22 protein-coding genes and 1 other RNA gene are annotated in these 24,465 nt (G+C 56.7%); 15 read left to right on the forward strand and 8 right to left on the reverse strand.

The genetic code is table 11. The annotated features are described in order from the left end of the window. Positions 1 to 112 precede the first annotated feature (112 nt). From VO84_RS14445 to VO84_RS23175, 4 genes are all read left to right on the forward strand, one after another. On the forward strand, positions 113 to 949 hold the full coding sequence (locus tag VO84_RS14445) for a tetratricopeptide repeat protein (protein ID WP_058188291.1): 837 nt from the start codon (positions 113 to 115) through the stop codon (positions 947 to 949). A 195-nt stretch (positions 950 to 1,144) separates the two neighbouring features. Beyond that, positions 1,145 to 2,812 carry a CTP synthase gene (locus VO84_RS14450; RefSeq protein ID WP_058188292.1) on the forward strand — a complete coding sequence of 556 codons (1,668 nt, stop codon included), beginning with the start codon at positions 1,145 to 1,147 and terminating at the stop codon, positions 2,810 to 2,812. A gap of 13 nt (positions 2,813 to 2,825) precedes the next feature. After that, positions 2,826 to 3,653, forward strand: coding sequence for a 3-deoxy-8-phosphooctulonate synthase (kdsA, locus tag VO84_RS14455; RefSeq protein ID WP_058188786.1), 828 nt, complete (start codon positions 2,826 to 2,828; stop codon positions 3,651 to 3,653). A gap of 366 nt (positions 3,654 to 4,019) precedes the next feature. Next, positions 4,020 to 4,148 (forward strand): hypothetical protein, encoded by a 129-nt coding sequence (locus tag VO84_RS23175; RefSeq protein ID WP_269431412.1) that lies wholly within the window; start codon positions 4,020 to 4,022, stop codon positions 4,146 to 4,148. Between the two features lie 17 nt (positions 4,149 to 4,165). On the opposite strand, the gene VO84_RS14460 is transcribed toward VO84_RS23175, so the two are convergent. Next, positions 4,166 to 5,224 carry a helix-turn-helix domain-containing protein gene (locus VO84_RS14460; RefSeq protein WP_157439895.1) on the reverse strand — a complete coding sequence of 353 codons (1,059 nt, stop codon included), beginning with the start codon at positions 5,222 to 5,224 and terminating at the stop codon, positions 4,166 to 4,168. A 1-nt stretch (position 5,225) separates the two neighbouring features. Further along, positions 5,226 to 5,852 carry a hypothetical protein gene (locus tag VO84_RS14465; RefSeq protein ID WP_058188294.1) on the reverse strand — a complete coding sequence of 209 codons (627 nt, stop codon included), beginning with the start codon at positions 5,850 to 5,852 and terminating at the stop codon, positions 5,226 to 5,228. Positions 5,853 to 6,056: 204 nt separating this feature from the next. Here VO84_RS14465 and VO84_RS14470 point away from each other — a divergent pair, with 204 nt between their 5' ends. The 7 genes from VO84_RS14470 (at position 6,057) to VO84_RS14505 (ending at position 14,139) form a co-directional block, all read left to right on the forward strand. Continuing rightward, entirely contained in the window at positions 6,057 to 8,126 is a 2,070-nt protein-coding gene (locus tag VO84_RS14470) for a S9 family peptidase (protein WP_058188787.1), read from the forward strand. A gap of 265 nt (positions 8,127 to 8,391) precedes the next feature. Next, positions 8,392 to 11,010: a hypothetical protein gene (locus VO84_RS14480; RefSeq protein ID WP_058188296.1), complete on the forward strand. Its 2,619-nt coding sequence runs from the start codon at positions 8,392 to 8,394 to the stop codon at positions 11,008 to 11,010. A gap of 83 nt (positions 11,011 to 11,093) precedes the next feature. Beyond that, positions 11,094 to 11,993 (forward strand): 6,7-dimethyl-8-ribityllumazine synthase, encoded by a 900-nt coding sequence (gene ribH, locus VO84_RS23180; RefSeq protein ID WP_269431413.1) that lies wholly within the window; start codon positions 11,094 to 11,096, stop codon positions 11,991 to 11,993. Further along, positions 11,990 to 12,409: a transcription antitermination factor NusB gene (gene nusB, locus VO84_RS14490; protein ID WP_058188297.1), complete on the forward strand. Its 420-nt coding sequence runs from the start codon at positions 11,990 to 11,992 to the stop codon at positions 12,407 to 12,409. The genes ribH and nusB overlap by 4 nt, the downstream gene beginning before the upstream one ends. Positions 12,410 to 12,515: 106 nt before the next feature. Further along, the gene (locus VO84_RS14495; protein WP_058188298.1) at positions 12,516 to 12,878 is read left to right on the forward strand and encodes a YtxH domain-containing protein; all 363 of its coding nucleotides are present in this window, start codon (positions 12,516 to 12,518) and stop codon (positions 12,876 to 12,878) included. 99 nt (positions 12,879 to 12,977) lie between these two features. Further along, positions 12,978 to 13,523 (forward strand): hypothetical protein, encoded by a 546-nt coding sequence (locus VO84_RS14500; RefSeq protein WP_157439896.1) that lies wholly within the window; start codon positions 12,978 to 12,980, stop codon positions 13,521 to 13,523. A 16-nt stretch (positions 13,524 to 13,539) separates the two neighbouring features. Beyond that, a complete protein-coding gene (locus VO84_RS14505) occupies positions 13,540 to 14,139 on the forward strand; it encodes a hypothetical protein (protein WP_058188300.1) in 600 nt (199 codons plus the stop codon). Positions 14,140 to 14,159: 20 nt separating this feature from the next. Here the strand turns inward: VO84_RS14505 and VO84_RS14510 are convergent, their stop codons facing one another. Both VO84_RS14510 and VO84_RS14515 read right to left on the reverse strand, forming a co-directional pair. Continuing rightward, entirely contained in the window at positions 14,160 to 16,085 is a 1,926-nt protein-coding gene (locus tag VO84_RS14510; protein ID WP_231737944.1) for an alpha-L-arabinofuranosidase A, read from the reverse strand. A 164-nt stretch (positions 16,086 to 16,249) separates the two neighbouring features. Then, positions 16,250 to 17,710, reverse strand: a complete 1,461-nt coding sequence (locus VO84_RS14515) for an outer membrane beta-barrel protein (protein WP_058188301.1) — start codon at positions 17,708 to 17,710, stop codon at positions 16,250 to 16,252. A gap of 151 nt (positions 17,711 to 17,861) precedes the next feature. On the opposite strand from VO84_RS14515, the gene VO84_RS14520 reads away from it, so the two are divergent. Continuing rightward, the gene (locus VO84_RS14520) at positions 17,862 to 18,923 is read left to right on the forward strand and encodes a YncE family protein (protein ID WP_058188302.1); all 1,062 of its coding nucleotides are present in this window, start codon (positions 17,862 to 17,864) and stop codon (positions 18,921 to 18,923) included. Here the strand turns inward: VO84_RS14520 and mnmA are convergent. The 3 genes from mnmA to VO84_RS14535 all read right to left on the reverse strand — a co-directional run bounded on the left by mnmA (position 18,920) and on the right by VO84_RS14535 (position 21,674). Further along, a complete protein-coding gene (gene mnmA / locus VO84_RS14525; protein WP_058188303.1) occupies positions 18,920 to 20,035 on the reverse strand; it encodes a tRNA 2-thiouridine(34) synthase MnmA in 1,116 nt (371 codons plus the stop codon). The genes VO84_RS14520 and mnmA overlap by 4 nt on opposite strands. 119 nt (positions 20,036 to 20,154) lie before the next feature. Continuing rightward, positions 20,155 to 21,309 carry a cysteine desulfurase family protein gene (locus tag VO84_RS14530; protein ID WP_058188304.1) on the reverse strand — a complete coding sequence of 385 codons (1,155 nt, stop codon included), beginning with the start codon at positions 21,307 to 21,309 and terminating at the stop codon, positions 20,155 to 20,157. 143 nt (positions 21,310 to 21,452) lie between these two features. Then, positions 21,453 to 21,674: a hypothetical protein gene (locus tag VO84_RS14535; protein ID WP_058188305.1), complete on the reverse strand. Its 222-nt coding sequence runs from the start codon at positions 21,672 to 21,674 to the stop codon at positions 21,453 to 21,455. 379 nt (positions 21,675 to 22,053) lie between these two features. Here VO84_RS14535 and VO84_RS14540 point away from each other — a divergent pair, with 379 nt between their 5' ends. Both VO84_RS14540 and ssrA read left to right on the forward strand, forming a co-directional pair. After that, the gene (locus VO84_RS14540) at positions 22,054 to 22,503 is read left to right on the forward strand and encodes a PCYCGC motif-containing (lipo)protein (RefSeq protein ID WP_058188306.1); all 450 of its coding nucleotides are present in this window, start codon (positions 22,054 to 22,056) and stop codon (positions 22,501 to 22,503) included. An 89-nt stretch (positions 22,504 to 22,592) separates the two neighbouring features. Next, positions 22,593 to 22,946: a transfer-messenger RNA gene (gene ssrA / locus VO84_RS22210) on the forward strand. A 22-nt stretch (positions 22,947 to 22,968) separates the two neighbouring features. On the opposite strand, the gene VO84_RS22575 is transcribed toward ssrA, so the two are convergent. After that, complete coding sequence (locus VO84_RS22575) at positions 22,969 to 23,142, reverse strand: hypothetical protein (protein WP_157439897.1); 174 nt, start codon at positions 23,140 to 23,142, stop codon at positions 22,969 to 22,971. Between the two features lie 231 nt (positions 23,143 to 23,373). Here VO84_RS22575 and VO84_RS14545 point away from each other — a divergent pair, with 231 nt between their 5' ends. Continuing rightward, the gene (locus VO84_RS14545) at positions 23,374 to 23,709 is read left to right on the forward strand and encodes a hypothetical protein (RefSeq protein WP_058188307.1); all 336 of its coding nucleotides are present in this window, start codon (positions 23,374 to 23,376) and stop codon (positions 23,707 to 23,709) included. Positions 23,710 to 24,465 lie beyond the last annotated feature (756 nt).

The following is a 24,465-nucleotide window of genomic DNA, read 5'->3' on the forward strand; positions in this document are numbered from 1 at the left end:
TAGTTTGAAGTACAAAGTTCAATAATGCGCGTAAGATTCCATTTCGCGCCAGACTGATGTTAGTTCCAGGCGCGCAACCGCCGGGTACCCCTGCAAGGAGAAGAACAGAGACATGAATCGACCCGCACGTATGATGGCACTCGCGGTTGCCCTGGGCGGAATGGTGCTTACGTTAGGCGGTTGCAACCGGCTTGCCGCTCGCGACCACCTCAACAAAGGCGTGGAAGCATTCAAGAGCGCGCACTATGAAGAAGCCATCAACCACTTCCAGCAGGCCACGCAGCTTGATCCCAGCCTTCCTATGGCAAAGACCTATCTGGCCACGGCACTGGCGCAGAACGTAGTTCCCGGGGTCACCTCCAAGGAGAACCTGGCGAACGCCGATCATTCAATTTCGCTCTTCCAGGAAGTCCTCGACAAGGACCCGACGGACGTAAACAGCGCAAAGCAGATCGCTGCTATCTACTTCCAGCTCAACAATTTTGACAAAGCCAAAGAATGGCAGAAGAAGGTTCTTTCGGTCGATCCCAAGGACGCCGAAGCTGCTTACACCATTGGCGTAATCGACTACACCGTCGCCTATAAGAACGCTAAGGACGCGCTTGCTGCAGCAGGCCAGAGTGACGACGGCGAAGGCAACGTCAAGGCCGGCAAGAAAGTTCTTCAGGACATTAAGGATAAGAACCAGGCTCTGGTGGATGAAGGTCTCCAGTACCTGAACCAGGCCATCCAGAATCGCGCCAATTACGACGACGCGATGGTCTACATCAACCTTGTCTATCGCCGCAAAGCCGACCTGGACTATCAGGATCCGAACGCGGTGAAGACGGACGTCGCTACTGCGAAGGACTGGGCAAGCAAGGCGCTCGGCGCTCGTAAGGCCAACGAAGAGAAGAAGAACGCTGGTCCCGGCGGCATCGTCATGGATTCCAGCGGCAACATGAAGTAAAACTCCCGGCCTCCACCGGTCCGGCTTTATCACGGCCTCCGCTTTGGCGGAGGCCGTGCTGTTTTATGTACATTCGCGTCGCAGGGGCAGTTGGCTGGGCAACCAGTCCTTGCCTCGACGGCCAGTCCTTTGGCATACTTGATTGTGCCCACCAGGTACGTCCAATCCATACATTCAAATCAAGAGGTCGCACCAATGTCTGCAAAGTATGTGTTTGTGACGGGCGGAGTCGTGTCCAGCCTCGGCAAGGGTCTTGCCGCCGCCTCCATTGGCTGTCTGCTGGAAAGCCGCGGCCTTCGCGTCAACCTCATGAAGTTCGATCCCTACCTGAACGTTGACCCCGGCACCATGTCGCCCTTTCAGCATGGCGAGGTGTTCGTCACCGATGACGGCGCGGAAACCGACCTCGATCTAGGTCACTATGAGCGCTTCACCCATGCGCCGCTCTCCCGCGACAACAATCTCACCACCGGTCGCATTTATGAGCAGATCATCCTCAAGGAGCGCCGTGGAGACTACCTGGGCAAAACCGTCCAGGTCATTCCCCACGTCACCAATGAGATCAAGAACGCCATGCGCAAGGTCTCCGCGAACGGCGCTGACGTGACGATCGTTGAGATCGGCGGCACCGTCGGCGACATCGAATCGCTCCCATTTCTTGAAGCTATCCGCCAGATGCGCCAGGAACTCGGTCGCGAAAACACCGTCTTCGTTCACCTCACGCTCGTCCCCTGGATCGCCGCCGCGCAGGAGCTCAAAACCAAGCCCACGCAGCACTCCGTCAAAGAACTGCTCAGCATCGGCATCCAGGCCGACATCCTTCTCTGCCGCGCCGACGTCAATCTCTCCCGCGAAATCAAGCAGAAAATCGCCGCCTTCTGTAATGTTGAAGAGCGCGCCGTCATTGGCGCCACCACCGTTCCCTCCATCTACCAGGTTCCGCTCAACTTCGCCGAAGAAGGTCTCGACGGCCTCATCCTGAAATACCTCCACAAGGAAGCTCCTGAGGCCGACCTCAGCCGGTGGAAGGACCTCGCTCATCGCTACGCCAATCCGAAGGATGAAGTCAAAATTGGCATTGTCGGCAAGTATGTGGAATACGAGGACAGCTACAAATCCCTCAAAGAAGCGCTCACGCATGGGGCGCTCGCCGAAAACCTGAAGCTCAACATCACCTGGATTGAATCCGAGGGCCTGGAAAGCGAATCTCCTGACGACCGCTCTTACGAATCGCAGCTCGAGGGCTTCGACGGCATTCTCGTTCCTGGCGGATTCGGCAAGCGCGGCATTGAAGGCATGTTGAACGCCATTCGCTACGCCCGCGAGAAGCACGTGCCTTACTTCGGCATCTGCCTCGGCATGCAAACCGCCTGCATCGAGTTCGCGCGCAACGTCTGCGGCCTCAAGGAGGCCAACTCCAGCGAGTTCGACCCCTCCACGCCGCACCGTGTTATCTACAAGCTCCGCGAACTGCTGGGTGTCGAAGAGATGGGCGGGACCATGAGACTGGGAGCCTGGACCTGCATTCTGACGCCGGAGACGCTGGCCTCAAAGATCTACAACAACGAAACTGAGATCAGCGAGCGCCACCGGCATCGCTATGAGTTCAACCGTGAGTATGAAGCTCTGCTCACCGGCGCGGGGCTTCGCATCAGCGGCACCACGCCAGACGCCACGTATGTCGAAATCGTGGAGATCCCGGGCCATCCCTTCTTCATCGGCTGCCAGTTCCATCCGGAATTCAAATCGAAGCCGCTTGAGCCGCATCCCTTGTTCCATTCCTTCATTGCGGCGAGCTATAAGAACAGGCAAACAGACTCCGCGAAGCAGGTTGCGAACAAGACAACATCTGCCCGCAGTTAGATAGGATTTGTTCGTGACTCATTCTTTTGAAGTCGGGCCGGTGCATGTTGGCGCGGGCAAGCTGTTTCTCATTGCCGGGCCATGCGTCATTGAGTCGGAGAAGCACGTTCGCTTTATGGCTGAGCAGATTCAGCGGATTACTGCTGATCTTGGTGTTCCGTACATCTTCAAAGCGAGCTATGACAAGGCTAATCGCACCAGTGTGAAGAGCTTTCGCGGGCCGGGACTGGTGGAAGGTGCGGCCATTCTGGGACGGTTGGCTAAAGATACTGGTCTTCCGGTTCTTACGGATGTTCATGAGCCTGGGCACTGCGAGGTAGCGGCGGAGCATGTGGATGTGCTGCAGATTCCGGCGTTCCTTTGCCGGCAGACTGATCTGCTTGTTGCGGCGGGGAAGACCGGGCGCGCTGTGAACATCAAGAAGGGGCAGTTTGTTGCGCCGTGGGATATGAACCATCCGGTTGAGAAGGTTCGCTCGACGGGGAATGAGCGGGTCTTTCTTACGGAGCGGGGCGCCAGCTTTGGGTACAACACGCTTGTGGTTGATTATCGTGCGCTGCCGGTGATGCGGCGGCTTGCGCCGGTGGTGTTTGATGGAACGCATTCTGTTCAGCAGCCTTCGGCGGCTAATGGTGTTTCCGGTGGGCAGCCGGAGTTTATTCCGCTGCTGGCGCGGGCGGCGGTTGCTGCGGGTGTGGATGGACTCTTTCTTGAGGTCCATGATGATCCGGCAAATGCAAAGTCCGATGGGGCTAATGCGCTTCAGCTTGATCTGCTGAAGCCGCTGCTGGAGACTTTGCTGGCTATCCATTCTGCTTCAAACCAGGCTGCGGCGAAGTAGCACAGACTCACAGTTCTGGAAGTTACCCTGTGCGGTGCTGATTTCGAAGTTATTTTATTTTGTGCAAGTTACGGGCGGTCCCACACTCCTCACAGAAATCTTTATGCGATCTTCATTTCGTAACTGTGCAACTGCTGAATGGTGAAATGGGGCCATTTGCACAAATTCTGGTGCAGCGGGGATGGGGGAGGGGTACCGTACCGTCCCCTGAAAACGGCTACGGCCCGAGTCCTTTTGGGGATTCGGGCCGTAGCTGTTTCTTCTGCTGATTATGAGTATGACAGGTTCAGAGAAATAATATGCAAACTCGGTGGAGATTTTTCTCTTTAGAATCAGCGGGTTAGAAAATATTTTCGAGGAGAGGGCTTGACAGGATTTCCACAGGGCGGCTGCTTCGATCCCGGTGGAGAGCGGGCGGTGGTGCTATCCCAGGTCCCCATTCCTCGCTTTTCGCTCGGAAGCTGGACCTGGGGCACCCGGCCTAGCACCCGCTAGAGGCCCTCCGTTTTTCCCTATCTTGCTACCAGCCGAAGTCCTCTGGGTTCATCGTGGATACAAAGATCAGCGAACGCATTTGGTTCACAAACCGCTGCGTCAATCTCCCTTTCTGTGTACCCAAGAGTCTCTTTGTGAACTTTAACCAACTCTTTCAGCAGCGTTGGGCTCTCAGGCGGAATCTCAACTGGTTCGTGTGAGCGGTATCCCGCTTGCCCCATTCGAAACCATAAATATGACTTCCTCCTTTCATCGATCTGTTTTAGCTCAGCGGCTCTATACAGGAGCGCAGCCATGGACACTCTCCAATAAGGCTTCATTGCTGCCAATTTGGGAATATCGACTGAGGACAGGTACGGGCGAATGTCCTTTTCTGGCATAAGAAACTCGGCAGCGAATTTGTCTGCTTCGCGCTCCATGTTGTCCGTAAGAGTCGCGTGCATACAGATGTGACCCAATTCATGGGCAAGACTGAATCTCATCCGATCAGTTGGAATTGATTCATTGACCATAAAAATTGGTGCCTTTTGACCCGGCAGCCATTGACTCATGGCGTCGACTTTGTTTGTTCCAAAACCGCACCGAATAACGATACCTCCGGCATCTTCAATTGCACGAATAAGATTCTGCAAAGGACCGGGTGGGATCTGCCAAAGAGCTCGAACGAGCCTTGCAATTTCCTCTGGTCCACCTGCATGCTCATCAATATCGAGACGAGGAAATGAATACGTTGCTCTGTCTTCTACAGACTTAAGCAGGTGTTTCACTTGAATCCTTCGTACGTTGATGATGGCAAGCAGTTGAGTGAGCTTTGAGTCTGTTGCACTTTTTCTCTTGCGATGGTAAGCACAGTTTGACCCGAAATCCCTCATAGACTCGTTGAGGAAGAAAAAATCGACCGTGTAATGCAGCCGATTAGACATTCGCCGGATTTGATCATCCGATGGAATCTTCAGGCCATTTTCAAACTTCGAGATTTCTGCCTGAGAAATTCCAACTTCTGCTCCGAGTCGTGTTTGTGTCAATCCTCTCGACTCCCGAGCAAGCGCAAGCATTTCGCGATTAAATGCTGGCACGTTAGGCGCTACCTCCCTCCGCCTCTGCGGGCTTCTCTTGATTTTGAGCCTTTGCAACAAAACGAGGTTCACTGGATGGGATTGGTGGAGTTGATTGCGGCGGCATAACAATGAGCATCGCAGCAGGTCCAGCGATTTGAATTTGCCATAGCACTTGATTGTCAAGCTGGCATACGACTGCCTTGCGCACGATTTCCTGCTGCAGGGCGTCTAGTTCGTATCCAGCATGAACCAATGTCCCATCGAGCATTCCTGGAAGCTGTAATTGAGCAAGAAAAAGTGCCTGAGTCTTGGTGATGATGTTGCTGCACCGGCCTTTCTTACCCATTTTCTTAAACCGCAGCGTGATCTGTTCGCCAATGAATATCGTGATCGTTCCCGTCCGACGGAGGACTTTTACATTGGCCAGTTCAAAAAAGGCATTCTCTGCGCGGTGGGCAATTTCACAAAATACAATGGCAGCCCGTGCCCGCGCATCGAGTTTATGGTGCATCGGAGCATAGTCTTTCTTCCATGCTTCCCAGCCATCGTCAATACACCTGTTGAGGGTGTCGAAGTAGGGTTGCAGGACACTTTCTGCCTGCTCCTCTGTGATAAGCGCCTGTCCGGCGAGGCTGCTGTTAAACATATCTAGACTCTATCATGGGTTTAAAATTTTGAGCACAAATTATTCCATTTTTTATTTCATGATCTTTTTGAGCACTTCGGCCACGTATTCGAGAATCTCAAGAAGGGTGAAGTTCTGCGTCACGTGCATCGGATCTAGTACACTTGGCCCGGACCAACTAGGAAGTCCAGGGGCATGCGCGGTTTGGCTGTTAGCATCTTTTTCATGACCCGCATTGTAGTTTTCCGTCGCATCGCGGCCGGCCTCATTCTGCTTCTCTCCAGCGTCGCTTCGTCCGCGCAGACTGCTCCTGACAAGGCTCATATTGATGAGGTTCTTCGTGGGCTGAATCGTGGGCGCAGTGTGGGGCAGGTGGCTGTTTCGCCGGATGGGTCGCGGCTGGCGTGGATCGACCTGGGGCCTAACCCTGGTCTGCGCATTGCGCCTATCTCGAATATCTCGACGGCTGAACCTGTGCAGGTTAGCGGGCGCTGCTCGGAGAGCGATATTCTCTGGCGGCCGGATTCGAAGGCGCTTGCCTTTTTCGCCTCGTGTGGGGATGCCAAGCAAGCCGATCTTTATCTCTCGCATCTGGATGGGCAGCCTGCGGTGCGGTTGACGCAGCTTACCGGCTATACCAACGAGGCCGCTTTCTCGCCCGATGGTACAAAGATGGCTTTTCTGTATGTGGAAGGCGCGACGCGGCCTGCGGGTGCGCTGGCTGCCATGAAGCCTTTTGCTGGGGTTATTGGGGAAGATGGGATCGAGATTCAGCGCATTGCTGTGGCCGATGCTACGGCGGGCGAGGCGCAGAAGCCGCAGCAGGTGACGCCTGCGAATCTTCATGCTTTTGAGTTTGGATGGTCGCCGGATTCGAAATCTCTGGCCTACACTGCCGCTGAGCCGCCGGGGGAGAACAACTGGTGGACGGCGAAGCTTTACGCGCAGACGATTGGTGCGTCTGCGCCAGAGGTCATTCTTGCTCCTGCTGAAGTTCCGGGGCCGCTGCATGGGCTGCAGATGGCTGTTCCACGCTGGTCGCCGGATGGGAAGAACATCGCCTTTATCGGCGGTCTGATGAGCGATCAGGGTTCGACCGGCGGCGATGTGTGGCTTGTGCCTGCCAGCGGCGGTGCGCCGCGCAATCTTACTCCAGGTGCGCAGTCCTCCGTGGCATGGATTGACTGGGCGGGGGATAGCACGGCGCTGTACGTGGTCCGGGTTGTGGGCGGGGAGGATGAGCTTGGCATGATCCGGGCTGGCTCCAATTCGAATGTCCTTGTACAGCTGAAGCCGCCTGTCTTCCGGGTGGCTGGCAGCATTGGCGACGGACGCATTTCGCACAGCATCTCCTTTACCGCCGATCACAAACTGGCCGTTTTTCGCGCTAGCAGTTTCGACCACCCCACGGAAATCTATGCTGTCCGGACCGACGCTCAGCCGGGAGCGACTGTCACTACGCTTGCCGGTCTCACGCAGCTTTCGCACCTGAACGACGGAGTTGAGCCTGCATGGGGCAAATCGGAATCGCTGAGCTGGAAGTCTGACGGCTTCAACGTGCAGGGCTGGCTGCTGCTGCCTAAGAACTACGATCCGAGCAAGAGGTATCCGCTCATTGTTCTCGTTCACGGCGGCCCGGCCTCAGCCGTCGAATCGCGTTGGGGCGCGGGCGGTGGTATTAATGCTCCGGCCTTCTCTGCGCTGGATTATTTTGTTCTGCAGGTGAATCCGCGCGGCAGCTATGGGCAGGGCGAGGCATTCGTTCAGGCGAATCGCAAGGATTTCGGATATGGTGATCTACGCGACATTCTTGGTGGTGTGGATGCTGCTGAGAAGAAATATCCGATTGATGACAAGCGCGTGGGGCTGACGGGGTGGAGTTACGGCGGCTTTATGAGCATGTTTGCCGTGACGCAGACGCATCGGTTTCGCGCGGCTGTGGCGGGGGCTGGCATCTCCGACTGGCAGAGCTACTATGGCGAAAACTCTATTGGTCAGTGGATGATTCCGTATTTCGGCGCAAGCGTCTATGACGACCCTGCCGTTTATGCGAAGAGCTCGGCCATCAACTTCATCAAGAGGGTAAAGACGCCGACGCTGGTGGTTGTGGGCGACCGGGACGGCGAATGCCCTGCGCCGCAGTCTTTCGAGTTCTGGCATGCGCTGCGCGATGAGCATGTTCCCACGCAATTCGTCGTTTATCCCAATGAGGGGCACGGCTTTGTCGATCCGGCGCATCGCCGTGACGTGATGGAGCGGGCCGTGGATTGGTTTGCCCGCTATATGCCGGAGTGACGGGACCGGTTACGGTTTGGGGCTGCATGAGTCTATGTGAGTACGGAAATAAAGATATTCGGTCAGGACGGCTTCACAGGTTCTGGCTCGTTTGATTCCGGCCTGGCTCGTTCGGGATCATTTGGCCCTGATACACTTTGGATTGGAAGAACAGCGGATTTTTTCCTCTCGCCCACGCTGGCGGGACGCGCTTTCAAACAAAATTTTGTGGCGTAATTTAGGAAAGACCGTTCCGCGGTTACGGAATGCGGGGCGGGGAGGATTCATGCGGCGGTTTTTGACGCTTGTTTGTTTGCTGGTGTTGGCTGTTCCGGCCGGTATTACTATTGCCGGATGCACGCGCAATCCAGCCGGGAATTATTGCAACGGTTTGGGTTACGGCCCCAAGATTACCGAGCTCTCCTATATCACCCTCGGGCCTCAGTTCACGGGCATCTCGCTGGCCTTTGGCCAGACGCGCCAGAGCAACGCGCCGTCCGCATTTACGTGCAAGAACACCGCCTTCAGCGTTACGACATGGAGCTACGGCACCACGAATAACCGGTTGGTTGATATTTCCCCCACCGGCAATATTTGCGCCGGCACATGGAACCGGAATTCCGGCGGCGGCATTGCGGATTACACCATTTGCAGCGCGCCCAACCCGGTGCCCAATAACGGTGACCTGCCTTACGGCGTGGCGTATGAAACCGCCTCCGCCAATGGCGTGACTTCCAATCCTGTGCCGGTCTACATCCATACACCCGTCACTTCGATAGCGCTTGCGGGCCCACAGCAATGTCTATCGCAGGGGCAATTGGCACAGCTTGACTCTCAGGCCTGCTACTCGAACAACGGTGTACAGACCCTTCTCTGCGCTCCGGCGGGCCTCCCATCGACGCAGTATGCGTGCCCGGCGCGGGCCGGCACCACCGTGCCCACCTGCGAGAACTCCATTGGCACCATGTCTTATGCCGTGGGCAACCCTTCAGTGGCCACTATTAATGCTGAGACCAACCAGATTACCGCGCAGCTCCCGGGCACCACAGTTATCACGGCGAACCTCGCCGGCTCCGGATCTACCGCGGGCTACTTCTCCACCTGCCCGCCGAAGTCCATCTCCGTTACGCTCAATGGCGCAACCAGTGGCACGGTGACCCAGGGCGTAGTGCAGAACCTGGTCACCAACGTCACCGATACACAGGGCAACACCATCACCGGTCTTACGCTCAATTACCAGTCCACCAATCCGCAGAATCTGTCGGCTTCGAGCGCCGGCGCGATCACGGCCAGCTTCCCCGGCGCGGCCAGTGTCTATGCCATCTGCCAACCGGCGACGTGCAATCCCGCGCCTATTAATGAAATTGGTGTCTTTGGCACTGGACTGCCCATTTCTTCGAATCCTGTCGACATTACGATTCCCGGTTCCACAAGCGCCTTCGTCTGGTACGCTGCGCCGGGCCAGTCGCAGTACTTTGTTCCCTTTGAACTGCTCACCGGCACGCCCGGCAACACCGTGCGTTTGCCCTACGTGCCTAACTCGCTCGTGATGGATCGCCTAGGCACCAATCTCTACTTCGGCTCACAGACTGAGCTTATGGTGTACAGCGCCACGTCCAACTCTCTTGCAGGCCAATACACCGGCATCCCCGGTGTTGTGCTCGGTGTCTCTCCCAGCAATTCAAGTGTGCTGGTCAATGATCAGAAGCGCCGCATCTTCTATCTCTTCACTCCCAGCAGCGCCACTGTGACCGGTACTTTCGGCGGCCTTGGCGTTACCGCGCAGTGGACACCGGATTCGCAGACGCTCTACGTCTCTGACAGCGCCGCGGCCAATATTCTGCCGGCCAATGTTTCTGCCGGCATCACAAGCCACACCGATACCCTTTACGTCTTCAACGCCAACACGGGCTGGACTACTTACCCTCTGTCTTGCTCGAACGGCGGGCCGACGACGGCGAATCCTTGCATTTCTTCCGGCAGCAACACATCGAACGGCGCGCAGAGCATCGCTATCACAGTACCCAGCGTCGGCGCATACTTCAGCGGTAATCCCACGGTTGCGCATACCTGGTGCCCCGCAGGCAACGTTGGTCAGTACGCCAACATGCTCTTCTATCCGCAGATTGATAACGTCGCCGGCGACTCCGTCTCCGAGGATACCGATCAGCTTGCCGCAACCGTCGATGGCAACCACATCCTTGGCGCGACGCATACCGGCAGCGCTGGATCGAGCGGTCCGCTCACCTTCACCGACATCGACGTGACCGTTCCTTCCGATAGCTGCCTGCCGCCTGCGCCAGAGGACGGCATTTACCCAAGTGACACGCTGGAGCTCGGCAGCCCCTTGCAGCCGCTGCTGCTCTCGCACACTGTCACCAACCAGCAGATCCCTGTTGACGCCACTCAGGTCAATCAGGTGGTTACTTCGCCTGCTGCTGTCACCAACGGTACGGCAATCTCAGCGCAGAGCCTCACCTTTGTTACGTACAACGCTGCAGCGACGCCCGGCGCAACAAGCAACGCCGCACTGCCCTACTACCTTCAGACCGTGGCTTCCACTGCCAACGCGGGTACGCTTGGCTCCGCTACATTCACGTGCGCTCCTCCCAATGCTCCCGATAGCTGTATCCAGAAGAACCTCACCTCTTACATCACTGCGCCCATAGCCGGAGCCTTCAGCATCGATAACACGCTGTTCTTTGTCTCCACTTCAGGCGACAACCTGGTGCACACCATTAACACCAGCACCCTGCAGGAAGTACCGCAGCAGCTCATGGCTCCTCAACTGCCCGCCTGCACTCCGGTCTCCGCGGGCGGAACAGACACTGACTGCCTCTACACGGGCACAGCCAGCATCGTCCCCGCAACCGTCATCACTGTGAAGCCGCGCGCTACCAACTAGCACAATACAAATCCTGAAGTGTCCCATCCTTGCGAATTTTTTCTTCGCGAGGGTGGGATGCCCTGCCACGATAGAATCAAAAAGTGATCAAGAGCCTCGCATTCCTCCATTCCACTGCCAGTGCTGCAGACCACCAGAAGTTAGCCAGCTTTCTGGCCGCGATCGGCTTTGAGCCGGGCTCCACGTGGGACGAGGAAGCCTCGCAGGGAGCCTTGTTTTTTACTCCTCGCGGCGGCATCGAGCTGATCTTCGGGGCCATGCCATTCTTCTCCGAATTTTCAGTTGAAGTCACTTCCGTTGATGCCGCTTATCAGGCCGCAGCCGCATGGCTTCGCGCCGATTCCCCCAGTCCAGAAGCACTCGAACTGGAATCGCTCCTCACACCCGTGGCGGATACTGACTGGAAATCCCGCTACTTCACGGTTGAGCCCGTGCCCGGCCACAAATTTTCTTTCTGGGCATGGGATGCGACGAAGACAGATCCGCTCAAAGGCAAGCCCATCGCTGTCGAAGGCGATCTTTCTGCTGCTGGCATGAAGTTCGCGATCGTTGTCTCGCGCTGGAATGCCGTCATCACCGACCGGCTTCTGGAAGGCGCAATTGACGGGCTTCTCCGTAGCGGCGCGCAGCAAGCTGATATCGGAATCGTCCGCGTTCCCGGCGCATGGGAGATCCCTGCCGCCGCCCGTACGATTGCGGAGCAGGGGAGTGTCGACGCCATCATCACCCTCGGCTGCCTCATACGCGGCGAAACCGCTCATTACGAAGCCATCTACAACGAAGTCGCTCGCGGCATTGGTCAGTCGCAGCAGGAAACCGGCATTCCGCACAGCTTTGGCGTGCTCACCTGCGAAACGCTGGAGCAGGCGCTCAACCGCGCCGGCATCAAGGCCGGAAACAAAGGCTTCGAAGCTGCCGTCGCCGCCCTTGAAATGGTCAGCCTCAGCCGTAAGCTGGCACAAGTGAAAGCGAGCGCGCAATGACTACAAAAACACGCCGCAAGTCCCGCGAGCTGGCCATGCAGATGCTCTTCCAGGCCGATATGGGACACCAGTCGGAGGATGAGGTTCGCGCCACCTTCTGGCGGGCCGGAGATCCCGTTGAAACCGAGGTCCGCGGCTTTGCGGAAGACCTCTTTCGCGTTGCGATGGTCCGTCAGGCGGAGATTGACGAACTCATCCTCAAGAACTCAAAGAACTGGCGCATCGAGCGCATGGCCGGTGTCGATCGCAATCTCCTCCGCATGGCGATCGGAGAGATGCTCGGCTTCAAGTCCACGCCTTTTCCGGTCGTCATCAATGAGGCGCTTGAAATTGCCCGCCGATACTCCGCATCGGAATCCATCAACTTCCTCAACGGTCTTCTTGATGCTGTCGCGCACAGCCTTTTGCCCAAATAACCGTTCATTTCCAATTCCCAAGCGACAATTCGCGCCCATAGTGCATCGATTGAGTTAGCATGTTGCTCTGATCTTTGTCATCTTGGAGCGAAAAAGGAGAGGGATTATGTCAGAAGATAATGGAATCAATGGAATCGCGTGGTTTTTGGCCGGATTGGGCGTTGGTGCCCTAGTAGGCGTTTTGTATGCACCCAAGAGCGGCAGGGAAACCCGTGAAGATATCGCCGCAGGCGCCCGTGAAGGCGCGGATTATGTCCGTGTCAGGGGCAAGCAGGCAGCAGAATACGCTGGCGATATTTATGAAAAGGGCAAGCAGTACGCCGGCGAATATGCAGATCGTGGCCGTCAGCAATGGGACACCCTTGTGGATCGCGGTCGTGATGCGGTCACAGATCAAACCTCGCGCGTTGCGGCAGCCGTGCAAGCCGGCAAGGAAGCCTATCGTACCGGCGAAACCAGCGGAAGCTAACCGAAATACAACATACAACTCAATTCATCGAAATCACTCTCCGGCGGGCTTCATCGCTCGCCGGAGAGTGACAATTTGTGCAAGATTTCGAGGCAGAACGTGACAACGGAAACATTTCATCTTACGGTTGTAATTATTGCAGGCGTCATCCTGCTCATGCAGCTTGCGGTGCTCTCGGCCATCCTTCTGGGCGTTGTTAAGCTTTCGCGGACAGCTCGTGAAAAGACCAGCGAACTGAGCGGCACCATCATGCCGGTGCTCAACAGCTCCCGCGAGCTACTTACATCCGTAAACTCGCTCATCGCCAAGATTGAACCGCGCCTTGACGCGGCCGCTACGGACCTGGCAACAATCACACGGTCTGCGCAGGCTCAGGCTGTCCGTTTCGAATCCACAGCGAACGATCTTCAGCAGCGCGTCCATCTTCAGGCTGTGCGGATCGACGGCATGGCGACATCCGTTCTGGATAGCGTGGATTATGCGAGCCGCAAGGTGACTGACGCCGTGCGCGGTCCTGCTCGCCGCGTCTCCGGAGCTATTGCCGCTGTCAGCGCCTTTGTCGATACCCTCATGAAGCCCGCACCGCGCAGAGTGGTCACGCCCACACCGGCATCTGCTCCGGTAGACAAAGACGTCGTGGTGTAAAGTAAATTGTTCATTCATGCAACGACTCACCATTCTGGCTCCGCTTGCCATGCTCGTGGCTATTGCTCAGCCGGTTTCCCAGAGCTGGCTACCTAACCTGACCGAACAGCCAGATGCATTTATTCAAAGGTTTTACCGGCAAGTAGTGGCGGCCCATGATCCGGGCGGTGTCCCTTCCGGTGCAGACTGGAAAGCCTTGAAACCTTTCCTCAGTGGAGAATTAATCAAGAGTATCGATTTAACCCGCTCGTGTCAGGAAGACTGGCTACGGAAAAATCATGGGCAGATGATTAAGGCGCCATTCGCATGGGGCGAAGCAGGCTTGTTTTCTGGAGCTAATGAAAGAACGGCCCCTCAGGCTTTTCAGATTGAGAAAACGGAATTGAAGAACGATGAAACATCTCTCGTATATGTCAGCCTGCGAGGAGGAGGGCCACCAGAAAAGCCGTGGACATGGGAGATCGCGGTACGAGTGGTTCAGGACAATGGGCATCCAGCCGTGGACGATGTCACATATCTAAAAGACGAAGACGGAATTGACGAATACAAGTTGTCCCAGGTTTTGGTAATGGGCTGCAACGGGCCTCATTGGGTCGGCTCTCATGACAAGCTCTGATCCGTGGCGTCTAAGTCCCTCTATTCCACGTCTGCCACAATCACCTCAATCGAGTACTTCGGCATCGTGTGCTTCACGCGACCGCCACTTACCGCAATCGCGCTTTCAACCGGCACAATCCGCTTGGGATCGGTGATGGAGTTTGTCTCCTGCGTATCTGCTGCGCTTAGCGTCACCAGCTTGGTCTTCCCGGTAGTCTTCACTCCGTCAATCGCCACATCCACAGTCTGCGGCTCAGAGGACGCATTCACCAGCTTCAGGTATAGCTTCTTCTTCGCCGCACTTCCTGTAATCGAATAGAAAAACTTCTCGCCTGCGCCGCTCAACTTTGAAGTCAGCACCTGATCGCCCAGGTACGAGCCAAACAACACCTGCGCGTAATATGCCGGCGATCCATAGCTGGTCTGCGCATCGTAGCCGATCAAGTCTGTCGCCCACTGCATTCCACCCGGATTCACATTCACCAGCAATGGCGCGTATGCGGCCATGATCACCAGGTCGCTGTTTCGCTCCATCCCCGTCATCCAGGCCGCATCCCCCAGCGCCGCGCCCATGTTCGGAGTCGGCGATCCCTCGCGCGTGGCCCACTCGCCTACAAAAATCTTCGGTCCGCTGCGGTCGGCCTTGTCGTAGCGCCCATTGCCCCACACTGGTGCTGCTGAGCCTGCCGCTGGTTCATCGTAGTGGTTAGCATCGTGAAAATTCTCCGTCGCGCGCACATAGAAGTGCTCATCCAGCACATCCGGCTTGGCGCTCTTCACCGGCGCTGTGGCAATCAACTGCAGGTCGGGATACTTCGCTTTAATTGCCTTGGAGAATTGCGTATAACGCGCATCGTAGCTGCCGGACTTGTCGAACCATTCCTCGTTGCCAATCTCCACGTATGTCAGCTTGAACGGCTCCGGGTGCCCGTTCTGAGCCCGCACCGCGCCCCACTTAGTCGATGTCGAACCCGTCACATACTCAAGCTCCTCCAGCGCAGATTGCACATAGGGCTCCAACTTTTCGCCTGGCTCCACATGCTCGCTGGCCAGCGAGTAGCCCGCATACACTGCCAGCACTGGCTGCATCTTCAGGTCCTCGCACCAGCCCAGAAATTCCAGCAGCCCCATTCCATCGGATGAGTGGTAGTTCCACGGGCTCGGATGCGTCGGCCTGTCCACCAGCGGACCGATCGTCTTCTTCCAGTCGTACCAATCGACGATTCGATTTCCCTCCAGGTAATTTCCGCCGGGGAAGCGCAGAAACTGCGGATGCATTGCCGCCATCTTCTCCATCAGATCCACGCGGCGGCCGTTCGGCTGGTCGTGATAGGTTGGCGGAAACAGCGAAACAAGCTGCAGCCACAGCGTCCCGGTCTTGCCCACTGTAATCTCCAGGTGGTTTGTGCTCGAAGGCTCAATCGCTCCCGTCTTCAGCGTGAAGGGAAACTGCTTCCACTCCGTTCCCACGCCCGTTACCTGTGCAGACGCCACGGCCTTGCCTGTCTTGTCATTCACCAGGCTCACTGTCACCGGCCCAATCTCCGCTCCGGCCTTGGCGTACAGCGATCCCTTGTAGCTTGTCTCCGGCCGCAACGCCATACCCCACCAGCCGGTGTTCAGTACACCCGCCTGGCTCTGCGCGCTTGCCCGCGTTACGTCAATCTTCAAGCTTCCCGTCAGCGCCTTGCTCGGGCCTGTCGCATGGTCCGGCGTCATCTTCGCCGCCGCGTCGCCCTTCTCCACCAGGTACCAGTCCAGCAGCCCGCTCCAGTCGCCGCGGAAGGTCCGGTTCCGCACCATCTCCGCATACAGGCCGCCGTCGAAGGCGTAGTTGATCTCTTCCGTCATCAGGCCATACAGGGTTGGGCTCACCGCATGCACCGGCTTGTCGGCCTGGATGGTTAATGTGACTGGATTTTGAGCGGAAGCCTGAGCCGGCGCGATCGTGCAGCCCGCGGCCATGGCACACAGTACAGCGCAATGGGAAAAGAGATTTCTACGCATGGCTGCCATCCTAATGCTGGAGTCCCGCTCCGCGCAAACGTTTACTTGAAATATTTCAATGAAAATATCGGAGTTTTCAGCTCGTCTTGAGGGAAGGTTTCCTTGTGTCAGGCTATGGTTTCTTACCACGCCCCTTGTTTGCCGCCGTACCACCAGACCACGCTCGCGCCCAGAGTGTCCTGGTGCGTTGCTGGAGCCGCCGGATTGTTCGTCACAAAGTAGGGGATATTCGTCCAATCGCGCCGGTATTCAAGGAACACGGCGAAATTATCGCTCACGTTATAGCGATATGTCGCCGTGCCTTCCTTCAGAGCCTGGGTCGCATTGCTGAACATTCCTCCGCGGTCCGATAGATACTCCGTTCTAGCCGCAATCGAGTAGCGCGGAGTGAACTGATACTGCGCATATCCCGCACCGCCATCCACATGCTGCGGAGCCGACCCTGTATATGTTCGCTGAATCACATAATCGCCCTCGCCGGCCAGCGTCAGCTTCGGCGTCGCGTTCCACGTCACGTAGCTGTCAAAGATATGCAGCTTGCCATTTTCCGGATTCGTGAGCGGCTGGTAGCACAACCCCGGCTGCACCGGCACCGTGCAGTTTGTCGCCGCTAGTGCGTCCGCGTGCTCTTGCCCCAGGTAGTAGTTAAGCGTCCAGCTCACCGTCTTCGTCGGCGCTGCCACAAATCCGAACATCTCATCGCGATAGCCATTCGTCGGCTCGGACTGGTTTGTCCCATTCACAATCCAGTAGTTCACCCCGAACTTGTCGTTGAAGTTGTAATGCATCCGCATGCCCAGGTGGTAGAAGGGCAGGAAGTTGAAGTAGTACGACCGCGAATAATTGATCTGGTCTTTCGTGTAATTCCCCTCCATTCCCAATGAACTCGACCACTTGCCGAAATCCATCTGGAGCCCTTTACCCAGGGGCGCAATATACGTCCCATACGCCTGGAAGATATTGCGATAAATCTCCGGCCTCTGCTCATTCGCGGGATTGCCCTGCAGCGTCTCCGTCGCCTGCCCAAACTGCAGATCAATCCGCACTCCGTATCGCCGCCCCGCAGCCACATCGGGGGCCAGTGCAAAGACCACATCCGCCTGGTTCAGGCTGAAGGTCCGGCTCAGCACGTCGTATGCGCGCAGATCATTTACCCTGCCCGTTGGATTGTTGAAGTTGTTCTCAAAATATCCGTCGAAGTAGTAATTCAGTGTTGCGCCGCCGGGCAGTGTCAGCGGAGCCGGAGCCTTCGCTGACGCTTCGGTCGAAGCCACTGCGCTCTGCGTCTCTAAACGTGTTTCTGCTTCCTCTGTCCGCACTTCCGTCGCGTAACCCGTCCGCACCAGATGCGCCGCAGTGGCCAGCCTCACGCCATCTTCCGCGCTCATGCTCGCAGGGGCCACGCCATTTCTCTTCTCCATCGCCGTCATCCGCTCTTCCAGATTCCCCACCAGCGCCGTCAGAGACCGTACCTGGCTCTTCAGTTCCGCCACTTCCTCGCTGCTGCCCTGCGCGTCAAGACTCAGGGATGAAAACAACAGCATGGTCGCTACAGCAAATAATGCAAAACGCAAACTACGCATCACAACTTCCTCCCGAATCCCGCAACCCTCAACAGTAGTTCGGAAATCGTAAGGAAGTTCAAAATATGCATGAAATCGCAACACGAGCGGAGGCATATTCATCCGGCAAGGCCATTCTGCTCTAATCTTTGCTGTACGCGGAGAATTTACCATGCGCCTTCCTCTCGCTGCCGCATTTGTCGCGCTCTGTTCTGTTGTCGCTGCGCAAACCCCAACCGGCGGGCATCTGCTTGTGCTTTCCAAGCGCGATCACACCCTCGCTATCGTCAATCCCGCCACGCTCATGGTTGAGGCCCGCGTTCCTGTCGGCGACGATCCGCATGAAGTAGTTGCCTCGACTAATGGCCGCACCGCCTATGTCTCCAACTATGGCTTTGGCGCCTTTCACACCATTACCGTGGTCGATCTTGTTGCCGCGAAGCAGGAAAAAGTCATCGACCTCACGCCCCTTCGCGGCCCGCATGGCCTCTTCTTCATCGATGGCAAGCTCTGGTTTACCGCAGAGGTGAACAAAGTCATCGGCCGCTATGATCCCGCTTCCGGCAAAGTCGACTTCATCCTTGGCACTGGCCAGAACCGCACGCACATGCTTTACGTTTTGCCTGAAGGGAAGCGTATCGTCACCGCCAACGTCAACTCCGGCACGTTATCGATCCTGGATCGTGTGGACACGCCAGCAGCCCCGCCGCCACCACCGGGAGCCATGCCCACGCCGCCGCCTGCTCCACCGGGTTATCCGCAGGGAGCCATCCTTCCGCCTGGCGGCGACTGGTTTCCTGTTGTGGTTCCGGTTGGTTCGCGTGGAGAAGGCTTCGATGTTTCGCCCGATGGCAAAGAGGCATGGATTGCTAGCGCCGGTGATGGTACTGTCACCATCGTGGACCTCGCCGCGAAAAAGGTCTCCGCAACGCTTAACACTGGTACGAAGTCCGCGAACCGGCTCAAGTTCACGCCCGATGGCAAGCATGTCCTCATCTCCATGCTTTCGCAGCCAGACGTGGTCGTTCTCGACGTTGCAACGCACAAGGAAATCAAGCGCATCCCGATCGGCCACGGAGCCGCTGGTATTCTCATGCAGCCTGACGGGGCTCGCGCTTATGTCGCCTGCACGCCTGACAGCTATGTCGCTGTGATTGATTTGAAATCGCTTGAAGTGGTGGGACACATTGACGCGGGCAATCCCGACGGTCTTGCGTGGGCTGTGATTCCTTAGAGAATCCAGCCCCCGCCGACGACTTCATCGCCGTCGTAGAAGACAGCCGACTGGCCCGGCGTTACCGCTCGCTGCGGCTCATCGAACTCAGCCCGCACTTCGCCGTTTTCCGCCGGGATCAGCGTTGCCCAGGCCGGCTCATGCCGATGCCGAATCTTGATCTGTACTCGCATCTGCCCGGTAAGCTTCGGAATGCTGATCCAGTTAACCTTGCCCGCACGCAACTCGCGCGTAGCCAGATCCGCATCGCCGCCGACCGTCACTTGATGCGAAGCCGGATCGATATTCAAAACATAAAACGGCGTCGGCGAAGAAATCTTCAGCCCCTTGCGCTGGCCAACGGTGAAGCCTGTGATGCCTTCATGCCGGCCGATCACTTCGCCTGTTGTCGTTACCAGCTCGCCCGCGGTCTCCGGCATCGTCTCGTTCTGCTCTTCGAGATATGCCGTCAAAAACTGCTTGTAGTCCCCGCCGGGAATAAAGCAGATCTCCTGCGAATCCGGCTTCTCCGCCAGCGCCAGCCCTCGCTCACGCGCCGCCTCGCGAACCTCCGGCTTGTGCATGTGACCGAGAGGAAACAGCGTATGGGCAAGCTGCTCCTGCGTGAGGCCAAAGAGGAAATATGTCTGATCCTTCGCTCGATCTGTTGGCCGCTTTAGAATCCAGCGCCCGCGGGCGGGGTCGTATTCATTCACTGCATAGTGGCCAGTCGCAATCTTCGACGCGCCAATCGACCGCGCCGTCTTCAGCAGCTGATCAAACTTCAGATGGTTGTTGCACAGCGAGCAGGGAATCGGCGTTCGTCCGGCCAGATACTCATCCACAAAGGGCCGCACCACGTCCTTCTCGAACCGCTCTTCCTGATTGACAACGTAGTAGGGGATCCCCAACGTCTCCGCCACGCGCCGCGCGTCATAGACGTCATCCAGCGAGCAGCATCGCCCGGCCTTTGGAGCCTCAGGAATTCCATGCTTCCCGGCAAGGCGCGACTGATCCCAAAGCTGCAGCGTCAGCCCAACGACGTCAAGTTCCTCGCGCGCCAGCAACGCCGCAACGGTCGAGGAATCTACTCCTCCCGACATCGCTACGGCAATTGTTTCCTTCTGCATCATGCCTTCCTTTGAGGATATTGCTGGGGAGCTTCTTGAGATCATTTCCTCGAGACTGGTCTCAGACTTAATTGATGCCGTTCTCGACTGCAAATCCCGCGTCGATTCCCTAACGATTCCTCTTAACCCAGCGTCCCCGCCTCTACCGGCGAAACCGCCCTCAATCTTTCCACAGCCTGCGGCACCACAGACACAACATAATCCACATCTTCCGCAGTCACTGTCTTCAGCAGACTGAACCGCAGACTCGTCCGCGCCCGCTTCTCATTTACTCCCATCGCAAGCAACACATGGCTCGGCTCGGTCCTGCCGGAAAGGCACGCCGATCCGCCTGAAACTGCGATGCCTTTCAGGTCCATCGCAATCACTAGCGCCTCGCCCTCCAGGTTGTCGAACCAGATATTCGTCGTGTTCGCGGCCCGCGTGGCTGTGCCGTTGAGTCCCGTGCCCGGCAGTTGCAGAATCTCCTGCTCCAGCCGGTCGCGCAGTTCAGCCACGCGATCCATTGTGCCGTCTTCCAGGCTCTTCAGCGCCAGTTCCGCCGCTTTACCCAGCCCTACGATTCCAGCCACATTCTCCGTGCCCGCGCGCCGCCGCCGCTCATGGCTTCCGCCCACAATCAGCGACTCTACCGGCGTCCCGCGCTTCACATAGAGCGCGCCGATGCCCTTTGGGCCATATACCTTGTGCGCGCTGATGGAGAGCAGATGGCATCCGATCTCCTGCACGTCAATACGGATCTTACCCGCGCCCTGCACCGCATCAATATGGAAGAACGCTCCCGCTTCTGCGGCAATTTGCCCAATCTCGTTGACGGGCTGCAGGACTCCGGTTTCATTATTCGCCAGCATCACGCTGATCAGCTTCGTATTCGGCTGCAGGGCCTCGCGTACGGCCTCCGGTGCAATCAGCCCGCTCGCTTCAGGAGCCAGATACGTCACTTCCACACCGCGCTCCGCCAATCGTGCTGCCGACTGCAGAATCGCCGAATGCTCAATCGCCGTCGTGATCAGGTGATCGCCCGGCTTGAGCAAGCCAAACAGCGCCGTGTTGTCCCCCTCCGTTCCACCGGAGTTAAACACCACCTCTGCTTCGCGGCACCCAAACAGCTCTGCCACAGCCTCGCGCGCCCGCTCCACGCCCCGCCGCGCATGCTGCCCCGGTAAGTGGATCGACGATGCATTCCCGAAGAACTCGATCCAGTACGGGTGCATCGCCTCCACTACCTCTGGCAACAGAGGTGTCGTGGCATTCGCGTCCATGTATACATGCCGCATCGCAAAATCCCCTTTCTATTCTACGTGGAATCGGATTTTTAAGCGCATGGATTGGCCTGCATTACTCCTGCACGAAGTCGGATCAACAGCTTCGACATCACATTCACTAAGGGCTGAGAAGCCGGCAATCAGCGCGAAAACTTTCAAATTTCATCTTCTAGCTCTTTTTCGGTACGGAAATTGGAATCTTCCGATTCTAATTCTGCTGCCTGTATCCGCCTCAGTGTCTTGCGGTAAAACCACGTCGCTGCCAGCCCTCCGGCCAGCGCGGACACCGCGGCTACGGCCCCGACTTTCACCCAGGACGAGGCCTGTTCCGGCTTCGCCGGAAAGTCCTCTCGCGTCTTGTAATCCTTTGAATCCAAGTAGTTTGACCTTTCCAGCAATGATTGTAACGCGCTTTGTATTTAGCTCGCGGGGAATCTTCTCCATTCGCAATCTTTCCCGCTCGATCCGTCCGATCTTTCACTCAGCATTCAAATGACTTCTCTAATCCGTAGGCCTTCACCCTGTGCAAAACTTAGCCAAAAATCTCTAAAATTCTCAAATTTTGTATTTGCATTCATCTGCGTCTATGGTATGGTGTATATATTCCGTTGTGAAGGGGTAGTTTCCTGACCCTCCGTAACGGAAGTAGTTTGCGTCACTGGCCTCCCGGCACGAACAGAAAACGTTCGTGCCGTTTTTTTTTGCTCGCGCAAACCAGCCATGCCTACGTCTAAAATCCATACCAGAGGGCCTCTCATGAAGTTCTTCCAGCAGAAGTGGTTTCTGGGGTTTGCCGTAGCCGCCGCCACCATGGCCAGCTACGCGCAGTTCTCCAATCCCGCCAATGACGTTCCTGCATACCACCCCTCGGCGCCGCTCAAAGTAGCCGAACTGCCGCCCATCCTCTCCGGAGCCAGGCTCACCGGCGACAACTTTCGTTATGCATGGCAGGCCCATGTCTACCAGCAGGCCGCCAAGGTTGGAAACGTAATCTATCAGCTTCCCTGCAACTGCCGCTGCGATCGGAACCTTGGCCACACCAGCCTGCGGAGCTGTTTTGAAACTCTCCATGGCGCCGAGTGCTCCACCTGCGCTAAAGAGGGCTTTTACGCTTATCAACAGACTAAGCTCGGCAAGACTCCGACCCAGATCCGCGCCGGTATTGCCGCCCATGCTTATGAGTCCATCGATCTCGAAAAGGAATAGGCCGGGCGCTTAAGCTGCTTAATGCTGAATTCGGAGTAGAATAGTAGTCAGCAGCATCGCCAGTCTCTCCGACTGGCGCTCACCAATATGGGGGCGTCACGGTTTCGACGGGATCGATTGCGGCTTAGGAGACATGCCGGGGTGTGGGCACCCGTAATCGCTTACAAAACTAAAGTTGCCAACGATAACCTGGCACTTGCTGCTTAATTAACTAAGTAGCCGTCCTCCTCGGCTTTGCCTATGGGCTGAGAGCGGGCGTCGCACAGTAGGCTGGCGCGAGCGGCTCGGTCCGTGCGGCTTTGCGCAAGATCAACCGGACTAGTTTCAGGTGCATCTTGTCCGTTCTGAGTGCCTGCGGCGAAACCTTCGGAATCGGACACAGCATGGACTCTCCTGGCTGACAGCGATTTCGGACGCGGGTTCGACTCCCGCCGCCTCCACCATATATTTATTTGCAATCCTTCGTTATTTGTTTTGCTCCAAGGTGTCTACAAGAAGAGTCTGTAATTCCTGGACCCAGCGAACCGGATCGACATTTGAAGGAAAACGCCCTGGCATAGTCACATCCCAACAGATGTTGATGGCTTTATGTAAAGCTTCGCGAATATCCTGAAGTTTCCTGGTTTCAGAGTCTGGCATGAAAGACCTCATCCATCTTTTTTGATCCGCTTCTTTTTGCTAACTTTACACCTAAACAGGATTGTGGTTTGCGCCTGTGCGCCGGAGGGTGGCTCCCGCCGCCGCCTCCGTCCCTCGTACTATTTAAATTCTGCATCGCGTGGACTGTCAGAGTTGATAGTTGTTTCCAACTCCGGCCTATGCAAGACTATCTCCCAGGTCAGGAATCAGTTTTGAAATCGAGGAAAACGTATGAAGAAAATGATCGTTCTGGCGCTTATTGCCGGCATAGCAGTTCCGCTTTCAGCGGAAAAAATCAAAGGCTCCGGGGTTCTCAAGGATTGCCAGCCCATAGCCCAGGCTCCTGATAAGGAACATAAACATCAGGCATACGATCTTTCTTTTCGGGCTGAAGGCAAGAGCTATACCTGCAGAACCGATACGGATCACTCCATGAATGCGACGGACTTTGTTGTGGGCGAAACGATGAGCTATGAGATCGACGGCAAGAAGGTCAAAATCTCTACCCCGGCAAAGAAGCACGTCGAATGCAAGGTCGTTCGCGTCGAAAACGCCCCCGCCCTCTAGCCCGACCTTCGGAATCTCCGCCAGTTTGAGTTGGATATAAAGCCGACTGTCCCTGGCCGTTGCTTCCTCCGATTGAGCTGCCCCTTTGCCCATTGCGGCGACATGGTTCTGTCAAATCAACGCGATACGGGAGCTATTTACCCCGTAAATCGGCACGATTCAGGGGCGATTTACGGGTAATAATATGCGCGTTTGCTGTTGCGTGAGGAAGCGGCTTCTCCAGGGCACGCATCTTGGCTCACTCGCGGCATCTGTTCAGGAATTCCAGACAGTTTGCGCTAAAGCTCAGCCTCGGCCGCGCGATTTCCGAGGAGGGCGAGTCCTTATACGCCAGTGAGCCGACCTTCCATGCTGCGAATCTTTCCTGAAATTGTTCAACTTACCGGCTCAATCCCGGCAATCGCTCAGGATTCCTGGTAAGCCTTCAGGAGATACTCATACTCTGCGCGCTGCCAGTTGGCCGGCGGATGCAAGTGACCGTTTGTGAACGATCTGCCTCATTCAGGGCGTTGCTGGGAATACGCCTCGGATCGAGCCTTCAGGGAGGAGTGTTCCCCCGGACACTGGCCGGTAAATTTATCCCTTCCTTACGTTTCCAGTCGTATCGAGCCGCATGTTCAATACGTGAGATTCAACAAACCCTATGTGGACGTTGTTCTCCAGTATTGCCAGTCCCGGTCGGCCGATTTCCAGACACTGCAAGTTGCGGGTGATTCCGGAACAAAAATCGTCTCGATGCAGCCTGTGGCGCGAGCG

This window comes from Occallatibacter gabretensis (assembly GCF_001449115.1).
In the GTDB taxonomy this organism is placed as follows: domain Bacteria; phylum Acidobacteriota; class Terriglobia; order Terriglobales; family Acidobacteriaceae; genus Telmatobacter; species Telmatobacter gabretensis.